The sequence below is a fragment of the Serratia marcescens genome (assembly GCF_006715005.1).
Lineage (GTDB): Bacteria > Pseudomonadota > Gammaproteobacteria > Enterobacterales > Enterobacteriaceae > Serratia > Serratia montpellierensis.
Genome location: NZ_VFMJ01000001.1, coordinates 475,627 through 491,310, shown reverse-complemented (window position 1 = coordinate 491,310; position 15,684 = coordinate 475,627). Strand labels below are relative to the sequence as shown.

The following is a 15,684-nucleotide window of genomic DNA, read 5'->3' as shown; positions in this document are numbered from 1 at the left end:
CTTTTACCAATTTTTGCGGCCAAAACCGGATGTGATGGGGTAGCGGCGGTCTTTGCCGAAGTTACGGGCGGTGATGCGCGGCCCGACGGCGGCCTGACGCCGCTTGTATTCGTTGATGTCCACCAGGCGGATCACCTTGCGCACGATCGCTTCGTCGAACCCGTCGGCCACCAGATCGGCAACCGACTTGTCGCGCTCAACGTAGCCTTCCAGGATCGCATCCAGGATATCGTACGGCGGCAGGCTGTCCTGATCGACCTGATCCGGCGCCAGCTCGGCGGACGGCGGACGATCGATCACCCGCTGCGGGATCACGTAGGAGACGGTGTTACGGTATTCGGACAGCTTGAACACCAGCGTTTTCGGCACGTCCTTCAGCACGTCGAAACCGCCGGCCATATCGCCGTACAGCGTGGCGTAACCCACCGCCATTTCGCTCTTGTTACCGGTGGTCAGCACGATGCTGCGGCGTTTGTTGGACAGCGCCATCAGCACCACCCCGCGGCAACGCGCCTGCAGGTTTTCTTCGGTGGTGTCACGCTCGGTGCCGGCGAACATCGGCGACAGCTGGCCCATAAAGGCGTCGAACATCGGTTCGATGGAGACAATATCGAACTCCACGCCGAGGATTTCCGCCTCTTCCTTGGCGTCGGCGATGCTGATATCCGCGGTATAGCGGAACGGCATCATCAGCGCCTGCACCTTGTCTTTACCCAACGCATCCACGGCGATCGCCAGCGTCAGCGCCGAGTCGATGCCGCCGGACAGCCCCAGCACCGCGCCTTTAAAGCCGTTTTTGGTCACGTAGTCGCGCACCGCCAACACCAGCGCCTGATACACCTGCGCCAGCTGCGGCAGTTCAGCGGCCGGATCGGCCATCGGCACCACGGCCAGCTCGTTGAATTCCAGACGAGTCACCTGCTCGTCGAAGGCCGCCAGACGGTGGGTCATGGTGCCGGCGGCATCGAAGACCTTGGAGCAGCCGTCGAAAATCAGCTCATCCTGGCCGCCGACCTGATTGAGGTACACCAGCGGCAGCTGGGTACGCTGGCAGTGGCCGGCCATCAGCGTTTTGCGGATATACGGCTTTTCGCGGTTATACGGGGAGGCGTTGATCGACAGGATAATTTCCGCGCCGGCCGCCTTGGCGGCGTCGATCGGCTCAGGGAACCACAGATCTTCGCAAATCAGCAGCCCCAGACGGTAGCCTTTCAGCTCCACCACGCAGGTGTCGTTGCCGGCGTGGAAATAGCGCTTCTCATCAAACACGCCGTAGTTCGGCAGCTGCTGCTTGAAGTAGCGGGTCAGCAGGCGGCCTTCGGCAAACAGCGACAGCGCGTTGTACAGCTTGTCGCCTTCGCGCCACGGGTGGCCGACCAGGATCGCCGTCTCGGCGGAGGCCTGCTGCAGGCGCAGCAGCTGCGCGTCGCAGCGCTGATAGAAGTCATTGCGATACAGCAGATCTTCCGGCGGGTAGCCGGACAGCGCCAGTTCGCTGAACATGACCAGATCGGCTCCCGCCTTCTGCTGCTCCTGCACGATTTGCAACATGCGTTCGGTGTTGCCTTCAATGTCGCCGACCAGCAGGTTCAACTGGGCCAGGGCGATGGAAAGTGATCTGCTCATTTGTGTACGATCCCGCTTAATACGTTCCATGGTGCTCTACGCCGGGGCGCGCCGCGGCAAAGAGAACGGAGTGTAAATCATTCCGCCGGATTTGTTGATAACCTGCGTGGCAGGCGCCGGCGGCAAACTGTCATTCTTTAAAATCGTTGGCGTCCAGCTCATGGCGCGACAGCAATTTGTAAAACTCGGTGCGGTTGCGGCCCGCCATGCGCGCGGCCTGGGTCACGTTGCCCTTGGTGATCTGCAGCAGCTTGCGCAGGTAGTGCAACTCGAACTGGTTGCGCGCTTCGGCAAAGGTCGGCAGCGCGGTGTTTTCCCCTTCCAGCGCCTGCTCCACCAGCGCTTCGCTGATCACCGGCGCCGAGGTCAGCGCCACGCACTGCTCGATGACGTTGACCAGCTGACGCACGTTGCCCGGCCAGCTGGCGGTCATCAGCCGCTTCATGGCGTCGGTCGAGAAGCTGCGCACGAACGGCTTGTGCCGCTGAGCCGCCTCGCGCAACAGGTGGTTGGCCAGCAGCGGGATATCTTCGGCCCGCTCGTTGAGCGCCGGGATCTTCAGGTTCACCACGTTGAGGCGGTAGTAAAGGTCTTCGCGGAACTCGTTCTTCGCCATCGCCTTTTGCAGATCGCGGTGGGTGGCGGAGATGATGCGCACGTCAATGTCCAGATCGCGGTTGCTGCCCAGCGGCCGCACCTTGCGCTCCTGCAGCACGCGCAGCAACTTCACCTGCAGCGACAGCGGCATATCGCCGATTTCGTCGAGGAAAAGCGTGCCGCCCGCCGCCGCCTGGAACAGCCCTTCGCGGCTGCTGACCGCGCCGGTAAAGGCGCCCTTGGCATGGCCGAACAGTTCGGACTCCAGCAGCTGCTCCGGCAGCGCGCCGCAGTTGATGGCGATGAACGCCTTGCCGGCGCGCGGGCTGGCGGCGTGGATCGCCTGCGCCACCACCTCTTTGCCGGTGCCGCTCTGGCCGTTGATCAAGACGCTGACGTCGGACTGCGCCACCATTTTCACCTGCTCCAGCAGGCGCAACATCAGCGGGCTGCGGGTGACGATGTCTTCGCGCCAGGCCTCGTCGCCGGCCGGGGTGGCCGACAGCGCGAGCGCCTCGTCGATGGCCTTGTACAGCGCATCGCGATCCACCGGTTTGGTGAGGAAGCTGAATACCCCTTGCTGGGTGGCGGCCACCGCGTCGGGAATCGAACCGTGCGCGGTGAGGATGATCACCGGCATGCCCGGCTGATGCTTTTGGATCTCGGCAAACAGCGCCATGCCGTCCATCTCGTCCATTCGCAGATCGCTGATCACCAGATCGATCTGCTCGCGTACCAGCAGGCGCAGCGCTTCCTGGCCGCTTTCGGCGGTGGTGACGTGAAAACCTTCGCTGGTCAGGCGCATGCCCAGCAGCTTCAGCAGGCTGGGATCGTCATCAACCAATAACAGGTTGGCCGGTTTGCGTGCGGTCATTGCGCGTGGGACTCCTTATTGGCAGGGTGCGGCGTATAGGTGTCTTCCGGTTCAACCGGCAGCGCGGTGCCCTTTTCCGGTTCGTCCTGGGACTCAGCCCCTTTGGTGGCCACACCGTTTTTACCGGCGGATTCGCCCTTTTGCGAGCCTGCGCTGTTGTCCGGGATTTCCCCTTGCAGCTGCTTGCGCGAAGAGAGCTGGCGCTCGATATCGGTCAGGTTTTCCAGCTTGCGCGAGGTGTCCTGCAGTTGCGATTGCAGCCGCGCCTGGCTCTGGCGCAGCGAATCGATCTGGCTGTCGCTGCTCTCCTGCAGATGCTGATAGCGCGCTTTCTCATCGAACAGCGTGATCTGCAGCAATTGCTGCTGGCGCCACAGCTGCGTCAGCGGACGCAGTGAACCGGGGAATTCCATCCGATAGCTGTTGATCCTGTCGATGATCTGGCGGCGTTCGCCGGAGGTCGGCTGTGCGCTGCCCAGCAGGATGCTCTGTTTGAAAACGCCGGACCAGCTGTCTCCAGGCACCGTTTTCGCCAGCGCACGCGCCTGGGTCGACCCGATGCGATCGGCGCAGTCCATCGCGCGCAGCCAGTAGAGCGAGTTATCCAGCGCGTCCTTGTCGTCCAACTGCCACAGGGTATCGCAAGCCGCGGTGCGGTAATCGATCACCTTGGTATCCGGGATCGCCTCTTGCTGCTGAGGGTTCAGGCCACCGCTGACGGCGCGATCGACGCAGCCCGCCAGCAACAGCGGCATAAAGAAGACGGCGCCCAACCAGCTGATCGGACGTTTGCCGAGCGGCGCTCTGTGCGTGGCACGCGGTGAACGTTCGGTCTGTGAAAGACGAAGGCGTTTAGACCATGTGTACATTATTTATTCATTCTCGGCGGTTAACGGCAGTTCAATGCGGAAGCAGACGTCTGCACCGGCGACCGTCGCCAGTTGCAGCTCACCGCGCATGCGACGGATACAGTCCTGAGCGATGCTCAACCCCAGTCCGCTTCCTTTTACCGCCCCTTTTCGCTGGTGACTACCCTGGAAAAAAGGCTCGAAAATCATGGCTCTTTCAGCCTCGGGGATCGGCGTGCCGGTATTGGCGACGTCGATTTGCACCCGTTGTCCAACCTGACGGCTGCGGATCCAAATGTTACCGGATTCCTTGCCGTAGTGCACCGCATTGGAGTAGAGATTATCCAGCACGCGCATTAATAGCGTAGGCTCTGCCCAGCAGATTTCCGCCTCCAGCGTAATTTCGGTGGAAATCATCTTCGCCCGCGCCGGCAAACTGTGCGCGGCGACCACCAAATCGACCATTTCGCGCAGCTCGACGTTCTCGTGTTCCGCCGGGCCATCGGCCAGTTTGCGGTTGTAATCCAACAGCTGTTCAATCAGCTGCTGCAGATGGCGGCTGCTGTTGTCGAGGATCGCCACCACCTCTTTCTGATCGGAAGTCAGCGGCCCCGCCACCTCGTCGGCCAGCAGTTCGGTGCCTTCACGCATGCTGGCCAGCGGCGTTTTCAGCTCGTGCGAAATATGGCGCAGGAACTCGTGGCGCTGCGACTCCAGCCACGCCAGCCGCTCGCTCAGCCAGATGATGCGCTGCGCCAGCGAACGCAGCTCGCGCGGCCCCTTGAACGACGCGGTGCTGCCCAGCGCACGCCCTTCTCCCAGGCGGTTGATCATTCGCTCTACGGCCTTGACCGGCCCGATGATCATGCGGGTGAACAGCACCACCAGCAGCACGCTGACCAGGAACAGCAGCAGCGCCTGCCAGCCGAAGAACTGGCCCCGCTCGGCAATGGCCTGCTGCAGCTGCTGGCCGCGCGAGAACACCACCGCGCGCGTGGCCTGCACCATTTCGGCGTTGGAACGGGAGAACGACTCGAGCAAGGCGGAAGCCTCTTGGTCCGGCCCGCTGTTATGGCATTTGATCGCGGCCAGCTGGGTCAGCAACTGGCGCAGCGTTTGGTAGTAGCGCTCGTCCGGCAGGATCGGCGCGTGGGCGTCCAGCATCTGCGAATACTGCTTGCGCTGGTTCTGGTACAGCTTCTGCAGCGTAGGATCGACCAGCACGCAGTACTGACGGTAGCTGCGCTCCATCTCCAGCGCCACGCTGGTCATCGCCTCGCTGCGCCGCGCGTCCACCAGCGTGGTGCGGTTGATGTCCGCCGCCTGCGCGCTGAGGTGATCCAGACTCTGGTAGGCCTGATAGGCCAGTACCAGCAGCGGCAGCAGCACCAACAGAAAGGCCAGCAGCACCAATTGCCGCAGCGAACGGGGGAATAAACGCCATTTTTTCAACGAAATCATCTCATTCTCTCAGCTCTGTCACGATGCTAACTGACTCGCCGGAAAGAGAAAAGCCCGGCAAGGGAGAATCCTGCGCGCCAGGAAAAAACCGTGGGATCGGTGAACCGCGCCCATAGGCCTGGCCTGCCGACGACATGCGGCCCCGGCAGCATCAACCGGTGCGAAAGCGAGAGTATAGGGAGAACGTCTGCGTTCGAGGGCATAGGCAACGAAACAGGGATAAGCGCAGCGTTGAGAATTGACATCGGGGCAAGAAACTTGCCCCAACGCAAGGAAAGTGTGGATGCCCTTGAACCTCGTCCCCAGGGTGATGTAGCGCAGCGGCTGGCATCGAACAGGACGAATAGCATCCGTAAGTATCCAGGATTGATGAACCCTTCATCACAGTTGGATACAGGCGGTGCCTCACTCCACGTGTCGCCCGATGCTTGATAAAGCCGTTTGCACGGTCTGTTATCGGTTTGGTTGGACGATAGGCACCATTTCTTTGGCATCATTCGGAGGCTTATGAGGCGATTTGCCGTCTAATTACGGCGCCGTCATAAAAAGTTGAATGAGCAACTGACGAGAATAATGCACGTTGCGTGCCAACTTTGCAATTAAAATTATAAATTTATGATTTTATTAAAAATTAAAATTACATCAGCAAATTTCTTTGCGCATCACGCCCCGATGAGCGATGAAAAAAACGCCGCGCTGTCGCCAAATGCAGACAACTAAAGCCAAACCCGCTTACCACCAATAAAATCAAAAGGTTAAATGTCTCCATTTAGCGACAGGGAAAATAGCGCCTGTCGCAAAATGCAGACACTGCCGCCAGTCGGCGAGCGCCGGCCATAAAAAAAGGGCGCAATTGCTTGCGCCCTCTGTACGGTGGTGGCCGTTTTTAGCCCAGCTGCTTACGGGCGTTGCGGAACATGCGCATCCACGGGCTGTCCTCGCCCCACTCTTCCGGGTGCCAGGAGTTGCTCACCGTGCGGAACACGCGTTCCGGGTGCGGCATCATCACCGTGGCACGTCCGTTGGCGCTGGTCACGGCGGTAATGCCGTTCGGCGAACCGTTCGGGTTAGCCGGGTAAGCTTCCGTCACCTGACCGGCGTTGTTGACGAAACGCAGCGCCACCAAACCGTGGCTTTCCAGCGCCGCCAGATGCGCCGCATCGCGCACTTCGACATGCCCTTCACCGTGGGAAACGGCGATCGGCATGCGCGAACCGGTCATACCCTGCAGGAACAGCGACGGGCTGGCCGCCACTTCCACCAGGCTGAAGCGCGCCTCGAAGCGATCCGACAGATTGCGCACAAAGCGCGGCCAGTGTTCGGCGCCCGGGATCAGCTCGCGCAGGTTGGACATCATCTGGCAGCCGTTGCATACGCCCAGCGCCAGCGTCTGTGGACGGTGGAAGAACGCTTCGAACTCGTCGCGCACCCGCTCGTTGAACAGGATAGACTTCGCCCAGCCTTCGCCGGCGCCCAGTACGTCACCGTAAGAGAAACCGCCGCAGGCCACCAGCGTATGGAAATCCTGCAGATCGCGGCGCCCTGCCAGCAGATCGCTCATGTGCACGTCCACCGCGTCAAAGCCGGCACGGTGGAACGCCGCCGCCATTTCAACGTGGGAGTTCACCCCCTGCTCGCGCAGCACCGCCACTTTCGGGCGAGCGCCCTTGGCGATGTACGGCGCGGCGATGTCTTCCTCCGGTGCGAAGGTCAGCTTCACGTTCAGGCCGGGATCTTGTTCATCCTGTTTGGCCTGATGTTCCTGATCGGCACACGCCGGGTTGTCGCGCAGCCGCTGCATCTGCCAGGTGGTTTCCGCCCACCAGGTGCGCAGCGTATTGCGGCTTTCGCTGTACAGCGCCTTGCCGTGTTGGGTGATGACGAAACGATCGCCGGCCTGCACGCTGCCGATGTGATGCACGTTGTCGGTCAGACCGTGCTGCGCGAACGCCTGCTTCACGTCGTCGAGACGTTCAGCGCTCACCTGGATCACCGCGCCCAGCTCTTCGTTGAACAGTACCGCCAGCGCATCGCCGCCGAGGCCGTCGAGATTGACGTCTACGCCGCAGTGACCGGCGAAGGCCATCTCCGCCAGCGTCACCAGCAGACCACCGTCGGCGCGGTCGTGGTAAGCCAGCAGCGCTTGATCGGCCACCAGCTGCTGCATGGCGTTGAAGAAGCCCGCCAGTTGCGCAACGTTGCGCACGTCGGCCGGTTTGTCGCCCAGCTGGCGATAAACCTGCGCCAGCGCGGTGGCGCCCAGCGCGTTATGGCCGTTGCCCAGGTCGATCAACAGCAGCGCGCTGTCACCCTTATCGGTGCGCAGCTGCGGCGTCACGGTGTGGCGCACGTCCTCCACGCGGGCGAAGGCGGTGATGACCAGCGACAGCGGCGATGTCATTTCGCGCTGTTCATTGCCTTCCTGCCAGCGGGTTTTCATCGACATTGAGTCTTTACCCACCGGAATGGTGATGCCCAGCGCCGGGCACAGCTCTTCGCCCACCGCTTTCACCGCTTCGTACAGGCCGGCGTCTTCGCCCGGGTGGCCGGCGGCGGCCATCCAGTTGGCGGACAGCTTCACGCGCTTCAGGCTGCCGATTTCCGTGGCGGCCAGGTTGGTCAGCGCTTCCCCGACCGCCAGGCGGCCGGAGGCGGCGAAGTCCAGCAGCGCCACCGGCGCGCGTTCGCCGAGCGACATCGCTTCGCCGTAGTAGCTGTCCAGACTGGCGGTGGTCACCGCGCAGTCGGCTACCGGGATCTGCCACGGGCCGACCATCTGGTCACGCGCCACCATGCCGGTAACGGTGCGATCGCCGATGGTGATCAGGAAGGTTTTCTCCGCAACGGCCGGCAGATGCAGCACGCGTTTCACCGCGTCGGCCAGCGTGATGTTCTCACGCTGCACCGCCTCGCCATGCGCCTGCAGGCGGGTAACGTCGCGGGTCATTTTCGGCGTCTTGCCGAGCAGCACGTCCAGCGGCATGTCGATCGGCTGGTTGTCGAAGTGGCGGTCGTTCAGCGTCAGGTGCTGTTCTTCGGTCGCTTCGCCGATCACCGCATAAGGTGCGCGCTCGCGGCGGCAGATCTCGTCGAACTGCGCCATCTGCGCCGGGGCAATCGCCATCACGTAACGTTCCTGCGATTCGTTGCACCACACTTCCAGCGGGCTCATGCCCGGCTCGTCGTTGAGGATATCGCGCAGCTCGAAGCGGCCGCCGCGGCCGCCGTCGCTCACCAGCTCCGGCATGGCGTTGGACAGGCCGCCGGCGCCGACGTCATGGATAAACAGGATCGGGTTCTGGTCGCCCAGCTGCCAGCAGCGGTCGATCACTTCCTGACAGCGGCGCTCCATTTCCGGGTTGTCGCGCTGCACCGAAGCGAAGTCCAGATCGGCATCGGACTGACCTGACGCCATCGACGAGGCCGCGCCGCCGCCCAGGCCGATATTCATCGCCGGGCCGCCCAGCACCACCAGCTTGGCGCCGACGGTGATTTCCCCTTTCTGCACGTGATCGGCACGGATGTTGCCGATGCCGCCCGCCAGCATGATCGGTTTGTGGTAGCCGCGCAGCTCAACGCCGTTGTGGCTGTTGACGCGCTCTTCATAGGTACGGAAGTAGCCCAGCAGCGCCGGACGACCGAATTCGTTGTTGAACGCCGCGCCGCCCAGCGGGCCTTCGGTCATGATATCCAGCGCGGTGACGATGCGTTCCGGCTTGCCGAAATCCTGCTCCCACGGCTGTTCAAAGCCGGGAATGCGCAGGTTGGACACCGAGAAGCCGACCAGGCCGGCCTTCGGCTTGGCGCCGCGGCCGGTAGCCCCCTCGTCGCGGATCTCGCCGCCGGAGCCGGTCGCGGCGCCCGGCCACGGTGAGATCGCCGTCGGGTGGTTGTGGGTTTCCACTTTCATCAGGATGTGCGCGTCTTCCTGATGGTAATCATACGTGCCGTTGTCCGGCGCGGCGAAGAAGCGACCGACCTGCGAACCTTCCATCACGGCGGCGTTGTCTTTATACGCCGACAGCACATAGTCCGGCGTCTGCTCATAGGTGTTCTTGATCATCTTGAACAACGATTTAGGCTGCTGTTCGCCGTCGATGATCCAATCGGCATTGAAAATCTTGTGGCGGCAGTGCTCAGAGTTGGCCTGCGCGAACATATAAAGTTCGATATCCGTCGGGTTGCGCCCCAAACCGGTAAAGGCATTCAGCAGGTAGTCGATCTCGTCCTGAGCCAGCGCCAGGCCGAGCCGGACGTTGGCCTGCTCCAGCGCGGTGCGCCCTGCACCCAGCACGTCGACCGACTGATACGGTGCCGGCTGATGGTGCGCGAACAGCTGTTCGGCCTGTTGCAGCTCGCTGAAGACGGTTTCCATCATGCGATCGTGCAGCAGCGCGGCAAGCTGGTGCCACTGGGTTTCCGTCAGCTCGGGTGCCTTGACGTAGAACGCCAGGCCGCGCTCCAGGCGCACCACCTGCTGCAGACCGCAGTTGTGGGCGATGTCGGTGGCTTTGGAAGACCAGGGAGAAATGGTGCCCGGACGCGGCGTGACCAGCAACAACCGGCCTTCGGGAGCGTGTTCGGCGAGAGAAGGACCGTACTTGAGCAGCCGCTGAAGTTTGGCATGTTCTTCGGCACTCAGCGGTGCGCTGACATCGGCAAAGTGGACGTACTCGGCGTAGATATCACTGACGGGCAGGTGAGCGTCCTGGCAGCGGGACAGCAGTTTGGTAATGCGAAAAGCCGATAAAGCGGGCGAACCACGCAGAATTTCCATAATCAAAGTTCTCTCGTCTTCGAAGCGACGGATAAGACGCTTCATTGGGCGCAACAGGGGAAAACGCGCGTCATTATAGAGAATCCTCGCCGCCGACGAAACCGTTTGCGTAGGGATTATTGATAAAAGCGTGCCGCACCGTCGAATTGTCATAACGTGTCAATAAAGTTGCACACTGGCGTTTTGTTGCGCAAAATGCCCCCCGCACTGGTGATTTAACCATGAGAAAAGTCGCGGTTGTCGTCGCCGGTGTACCTGTGCCACCACTGGATAACTATTTGAAACGTCTTAAAATAAACTACATCCTCATCGGCGTTGTCACCCTGCTTCTGGCTCTCGCGCTGTGGCCCAATATTACCTGGCGCAGCGGCCAGGGCGGGCAACTCCAGGAGATCATCTCCCGCGGCGAGTTGCGTATCAGCACGCTGAATTCACCGCTGACCTATTTCAACACCAAGCAAGGGCCGGGTGGGCTCGACTACGAACTGGCCAAGCGCTTCGCCAACTACCTCGGGGTAAAGCTGGTGGTGATCCCCCATCAGAACATCAATGACCTGTTCGACGATCTGGACGACGACGACGCCGACCTGCTGGCTGCAGGCCTGATCTACAACCAGGAGCGCCTCAGCCGCGCACGCACCGGCCCCGCCTACTACTCCGTTTCCCAACAGCTGGTGTACCGGCTGGGCACCCCGCGGCCAAAAGGCTTCGCCGACATTAAAGGCAAGCTGGCGGTCGCCTCCGGTTCTGCGCACGTCAGCACGCTAAAGCAGCTCAAACAGGATAAATACCCGGATCTCGCCTGGGAAGCCTCCAGCGATCTCACCTCCAAAGAGCTGCTGGAGCGGGTTGCCGACGGCAAGCTGGACTACACCCTCGGCGATTCGGTGACCATCGCGCTGCTGCAGCGCATCCATCCGCAGTTGGCGGTGGCGTTCGACGTCACCGACGAAGAGCCGGTCACCTGGTATCTGAAACGCGACGGCGACGACAGCCTGTACGCGGCGATGCTGGACTTCTACAGCCAGATGGTAGACGACGGCACCCTGGCACGGCTGGAAGAGAAGTACCTTGGCCACGTCGGCAGCTTCGACTATGTGGACACCAAAACCTTCCTGTCGGCCATCGATTCGGTGCTGCCCAACTTCCGCCCGCTGTTCGAGAAGCACGCCAACGAGATCGACTGGAAGCTGCTGGCGGCCATCGCCTATCAGGAATCGCACTGGAATCCGCAGGCCACCTCGCCCACCGGCGTGCGCGGCCTGATGATGCTGACCCGCGCCACCGCCGACGGCCTGGGGGTCAACGACCGCCTCGATCCGGAAGAGAGCGTTCAGGGCGGCGCCCTTTACCTGCAGCGGCTGATGGCCAAGGTGCCGGACAGCGTGCCGGAAGACGAGCGCATCTGGTTCTCGCTGGCGGCCTACAACATGGGCTGGGGCCACATGCTGGACGCGCGCAAGCTGACCAAGACGCAAAAGGGCAATCCGGACAGTTGGGTCGACGTCAAACAGCGCCTGCCGATGCTCAGCCAAAAACGCTACTACCCGCAGTTGACCTACGGCTATGCGCGCGGGCGTGAAGCCTACAACTATGTAGAAAATATCCGCCGCTACCAGGTCAGCCTGGTGGGCTATCTGCAGGAAAAAGAGAGAAAGGCGGCGCAAGCGGCCGCCGAGCAGGAGGCGTTGGGGAAAGGCTATCCGACGGTGATGCCGGAACTGGCGCTCAACTACTGATTATTCCGGCTTATCCGCCGCCCGCTGCGCCAGCCTGAGCGCTTTTTTTTGTTCGCGGCGCAGGCGGAAGAAATTGCTCAGGGTGGCGGCGCATTCGTCCGCCAACACGCCCGAGACGATCTCCACCTGATGGTTCATGCCCGGATGGCGCAGAATGTCCACCAGCGAACCGGCCGCGCCGGTTTTCTCGTCGGCGGCGCCATACACCAACCGACGGATACGGCTGTGCACCATCGCACCGGCGCACATCACGCAGGGCTCCAGCGTGACGTACAGCGTGGCGTTCAGCAGGCGGTAATTTTGCAGCACCGCGCCGCCCTGGCGCAGCGCCATGATCTCGGCATGTGCGGTAGGATCGTGTCGGCCGATCGGGCGGTTCCAGCCCTCGCCGATGACCTGATTGTCCAGCACCAGCAGCGCACCCACCGGCACCTCGCCCTCTTCCTGCGCGCGCAGGGCCAGCTGCAATGCCTGACGCATCCAGTACTCATCATTATATTCAGTCATCGCATAATTCCTCGTGCGCTTTTGCGGCGGGCATTATACACACTAGCCTCCCTTTGTCGTAGCCGCCCGCCAATGGCTATACTGGCCAAATCAGCGTGTGATTCAGGGACAAGAAGCATGAAACTCAGTAAAAAGAACGCCACCGTGGTGCGTAAGGCGCTGGACGGCTGGGTTGGGGAAGGCGCCTTGACGCCCGAACAACGGCAGCAACTGCTGCAGCATGTGGACGTGCAGCCTTTCGACTGGCGGCGGCTGGCGCGCTATGCGTTTCTCGCCGCGCTGGCCTCGCTGCTGATCGCCGTCACCAGCCTGTTCGCCGACAGCGAACTGCTTGCATGGCTCAGCGGACTGTTCCGCTTCGACGCGCCGGTGCGCATGGCGATCGCCGGCGTACTGGCGGCGCTGGCCTACGTCTGGGCGCTGCGTCGCCGCCGGCGCCACCCGGAAAAACGCTACGGCAACGAGGCGGCGCTGTTTGTCGCCGTGTTGCTTACCGCCTGCGCCTTATGGCAGCTGGGGGTCTGGCTGGATAACGGCAGCGGCCGGGTTTCCGTGCTGCTGCTGTTCGCCGCGCTGCTGTACGGCGCGATCGGCTGGTTCAGCCGCTCCGGGCTGGTGTGGTGGTTCGCCCTGCTGTCGCTCGGCAACGCCTTCGGCGCCGAGACCGGTTACCTGTCCGGTTGGGGGGCCTACTGGCTCGGCATGAGCTACCCGATTCGCTTTATCGCCTTTGGTGCAGTGCTGATCGCCGCCGCGTTGCTGCTGCGGCCGCTGTTGGCGCAGCGCGGTCTGCAGCGGGTGTCGCTGGCGATGGGCCTGCTGTACCTGTTTATCGCCCTGTGGCTGCTGTCTATCTTCGGCAACTACGGCGATCTCGACAGCTGGTACAGCGCACGCCAGATCGAGCTGTTCCACTGGAGCCTGCTGTTCGGGCTGGTCGCCCTCGCCGCCATTTGGCTGGGGCTGAAGCATGACGACGCCATGCTGCGCGGCTTCGGGCTAACCTTCCTCGGCATCAACCTGTATACCCGTCTGTTCGAGTTTTTCTGGGACAGCATGCCGAAGGCGATTTTCTTCGTGCTGCTCGGCCTGAGCCTGTGGGCGCTGGGGCATTATGCGGAGAAGATTTGGCAGCTGGGGCGCAAGCCGCACGACGTGACCGACGACTGATCGCGGTACCGACAAAAAGCAATAAGGGCGGGATCCCCCGCCCTTGATTTATTCCAGCTGTTGCAGCTCGCCCTGCTTGCTTACCCGCCAGCGGTGCTCGCAAAAGAACAGCAGCGGATTATCCTGCTTACTGTCGCTGTAACCGCTGTATAGCTTCAGCGGCGCCCCGAGCCGTTGCTCCAGTTGCACCACTTTCTGCGCTCCCAAGCAGCGCAGGGTCAAGACCCAGCCGCCGCAGCGGCGCGTGATGCGGCTGCCGATCAACCGCACCTGCGGCAGAAACGCCGAATCGCGATACACCTGCTCCACCAGCCGTTCCGGCGAGCCGGTAATCAGCCACACTTCGGCATCGTGCTCTTCCAGGTACTGCCGCAACCGCATTTGCACCACCGGAAATGCGGTCACCTTCTGGCGAAAGGCCTCGATAAACTGCCGCTCCAGCGCCTTCAGCGTCGCTTCGGAACGCCCGAAAGTGATCGCCCACAGCAGCAGGCTCATCGGCCAACGCGCGGCGCGCCCCAGCAGCAGCAGCGCCAGACCGATCGGCAGCAGCAGCGGTATCACCAGCAACAGGTTCAGCGGCAAACGGCGCAGCAGAAAGCGCAAGAAACTGCCGAACATATCCTCCTGATGCAAGGTGCCGTCCAGATCGAAAAAGACCACGCGGCGCCCCTCTGAGGCCGATGGTTGCTGCTTGACGCTCAAACGCTACTCCTCGGGATCGTTGAACCCCATCATCCAGGTGAAGAGAAAACCGGCGATAATCGTAATCAGCATCCCCGCCAGATACAACATCACCTTACCTGAGACGATGGTCAACGCCAAAGGCAGTCCCGAAATGCCGAAGGTGATGACCGTCGCCACCTTCCAGTAGCTGATGAGCGCACCGCCGACCGCGCCGCCGAGGCAGGCGCCGATAAACGGCCGGCCCAGCGGCAGCGTCACCCCGAAGATCAGCGGCTCGCCGATGCCGAGAATGCCGACCGGCAACGCCCCTTTGATCACCTTCTTCAGCCGCGCGTTGCGGGTTTTCAACAGCACCGCCAGCGCCGCCCCCACCTGACCGACGCCGGCCATCGCCAGGATCGGCAGCAGCGGGTTGGAACCGTGCGCCTGCACCAGCTCGACGTGGATCGGCACCAGCCCCTGATGCAGGCCGGAGAGCACCAGCGGCAGGAACAGCCCCGAGAGCAGCGCTCCCACCAGCAGCCCGCCCTTGTCGATAGCCAGATTGGCGCCGTGGGCGATGGCGTCGGAAATAATCCCCCCGATCGGCTGCAGAATCAGGATCGCCAACGAGGCGGTGACCAGCGTGGTCAGCAAAGGGTTAAGGATCAGTTCGACCGACTCCGGCAGCAGCGTGCGCAGGCGTTTCTCCACCCAGCACATCAACGCCACCACCAGCAGCACGGCGATCACTCCGCCGCGCCCCGGCTGCAACGCCTCGCCGAACAAGGTAATCTGCGCCAGCGCCGGGCTGGAGAGAATGCCGGCCATCACGCCGCCCATCGCCTGAGAACCGCCGAATACCCGCGCGGCGTTGACCCCGACCAAAATGTTCATGATGGCGAACACCGCGCTGCCGAAGATCGCCAACAGCCCCAGCACGTTCGGGTAGTCCACCGCCAGCTGGCCGGCGATGTCAGGCCGTTTCAGCAGGTTGATGATGCCGGTGATCAAACCCGAGGCGATAAACGCCGGGATCAGCGGAATAAAGACATCGGCCAGCTTTTTCAGCGCGCCGCTCATCGGCGCAGCGTATTTTTGCTTGGCCTGCGCCTTGGTGCGCGCCGCATCACCGACGGCGACGACGGGCTGCGCGCTGCCGCTCAGCAAGGCGCGCATGGCGTCCACCACCTTGGCAGCGGCGCCTGGGCCGACGATAAACTGATGCTGCTCACCCTGTTTGATATAGCCTTTCACGCCGGGCAGCTGCTTGAGGGCGGCCAAGTCCAGACGCTGCTCGTCGCTGACCTCGACGCGCACCCGCGTCATGCAGTTCTCCAGTTTGAGGATATTGCCCTCGCCCCCCACGCCCGCCAGGATCTGTGTCGCCAATGCCGTTGTCTTGTCCATCGCCGCCCC

10 protein-coding genes are annotated in these 15,684 nt (G+C 62.4%); 2 read left to right on the top strand and 8 right to left on the bottom strand.

The genetic code is table 11. The annotated features are described in order from the left end of the window. Window positions 1-3: 3 nt before the first annotated feature. The 5 genes from FHU12_RS02395 to purL all read right to left on the bottom strand — a co-directional run bounded on the left by FHU12_RS02395 (window position 4) and on the right by purL (window position 10,186). On the bottom strand, window positions 4-1,626 hold the full coding sequence (locus FHU12_RS02395) for an NAD+ synthase (protein WP_049204912.1): 1,623 nt from the start codon (window positions 1,624-1,626) through the stop codon (window positions 4-6). Between the two features lie 130 nt (window positions 1,627-1,756). Continuing rightward, on the bottom strand, window positions 1,757-3,097 hold the full coding sequence (gene glrR / locus FHU12_RS02390) for a two-component system response regulator GlrR (RefSeq protein ID WP_141967184.1): 1,341 nt from the start codon (window positions 3,095-3,097) through the stop codon (window positions 1,757-1,759). Further along, window positions 3,094-3,966, bottom strand: coding sequence for a two-component system QseEF-associated lipoprotein QseG (qseG, locus tag FHU12_RS02385; RefSeq protein WP_141967182.1), 873 nt, complete (start codon window positions 3,964-3,966; stop codon window positions 3,094-3,096). The genes glrR and qseG overlap by 4 nt, the downstream gene beginning before the upstream one ends. Window positions 3,967-3,969: 3 nt before the next feature. Continuing rightward, a complete protein-coding gene (locus tag FHU12_RS02380; protein ID WP_049200747.1) occupies window positions 3,970-5,406 on the bottom strand; it encodes a sensor histidine kinase in 1,437 nt (478 codons plus the stop codon). An 886-nt stretch (window positions 5,407-6,292) separates the two neighbouring features. Then, complete coding sequence (gene purL / locus FHU12_RS02375) at window positions 6,293-10,186, bottom strand: phosphoribosylformylglycinamidine synthase (RefSeq protein WP_521084105.1); 3,894 nt, start codon at window positions 10,184-10,186, stop codon at window positions 6,293-6,295. Between the two features lie 275 nt (window positions 10,187-10,461). On the opposite strand from purL, the gene mltF reads away from it, so the two are divergent. Then, on the top strand, window positions 10,462-11,922 hold the full coding sequence (gene mltF / locus FHU12_RS02370; RefSeq protein ID WP_141967177.1) for a membrane-bound lytic murein transglycosylase MltF: 1,461 nt from the start codon (window positions 10,462-10,464) through the stop codon (window positions 11,920-11,922). Here mltF and tadA read toward each other — a convergent pair whose 3' ends face one another. Then, entirely contained in the window at window positions 11,923-12,429 is a 507-nt protein-coding gene (gene tadA, locus FHU12_RS02365; RefSeq protein WP_015378796.1) for a tRNA adenosine(34) deaminase TadA, read from the bottom strand. 117 nt (window positions 12,430-12,546) lie between these two features. Here tadA and FHU12_RS02360 point away from each other — a divergent pair, with 117 nt between their 5' ends. Continuing rightward, window positions 12,547-13,599, top strand: a complete 1,053-nt coding sequence (locus FHU12_RS02360) for a DUF2157 domain-containing protein (protein WP_141967175.1) — start codon at window positions 12,547-12,549, stop codon at window positions 13,597-13,599. 48 nt (window positions 13,600-13,647) lie between these two features. Here FHU12_RS02360 and yfhb read toward each other — a convergent pair whose 3' ends face one another. Both yfhb and FHU12_RS02350 read right to left on the bottom strand, forming a co-directional pair. Continuing rightward, on the bottom strand, window positions 13,648-14,304 hold the full coding sequence (gene yfhb, locus FHU12_RS02355) for a phosphatidylglycerophosphatase C (protein WP_141967172.1): 657 nt from the start codon (window positions 14,302-14,304) through the stop codon (window positions 13,648-13,650). Between the two features lie 3 nt (window positions 14,305-14,307). After that, the gene (locus FHU12_RS02350) at window positions 14,308-15,675 is read right to left on the bottom strand and encodes a PTS transporter subunit EIIC (RefSeq protein WP_141967171.1); all 1,368 of its coding nucleotides are present in this window, start codon (window positions 15,673-15,675) and stop codon (window positions 14,308-14,310) included. Window positions 15,676-15,684: the final 9 nt, after the last annotated feature.

Coding starts and splice junctions, on each gene's coding strand:
- FHU12_RS02395 (WP_049204912.1), bottom strand. CDS start 1,626: ATGAGCAGATCACTTTCCATCGCCCTGGCCCAGTTGAACCTGCTGGTC.
- glrR (WP_141967184.1), bottom strand. CDS start 3,097: ATGACCGCACGCAAACCGGCCAACCTGTTATTGGTTGATGACGATCCC.
- qseG (WP_141967182.1), bottom strand. CDS start 3,966: ATGTACACATGGTCTAAACGCCTTCGTCTTTCACAGACCGAACGTTCA.
- FHU12_RS02380 (WP_049200747.1), bottom strand. CDS start 5,406: ATGATTTCGTTGAAAAAATGGCGTTTATTCCCCCGTTCGCTGCGGCAA.
- tadA (WP_015378796.1), bottom strand. CDS start 12,429: ATGACTGAATATAATGATGAGTACTGGATGCGTCAGGCATTGCAGCTG.
- FHU12_RS02360 (WP_141967175.1), top strand. CDS start 12,547: ATGAAACTCAGTAAAAAGAACGCCACCGTGGTGCGTAAGGCGCTGGAC.
- FHU12_RS02350 (WP_141967171.1), bottom strand. CDS start 15,675: ATGGACAAGACAACGGCATTGGCGACACAGATCCTGGCGGGCGTGGGG.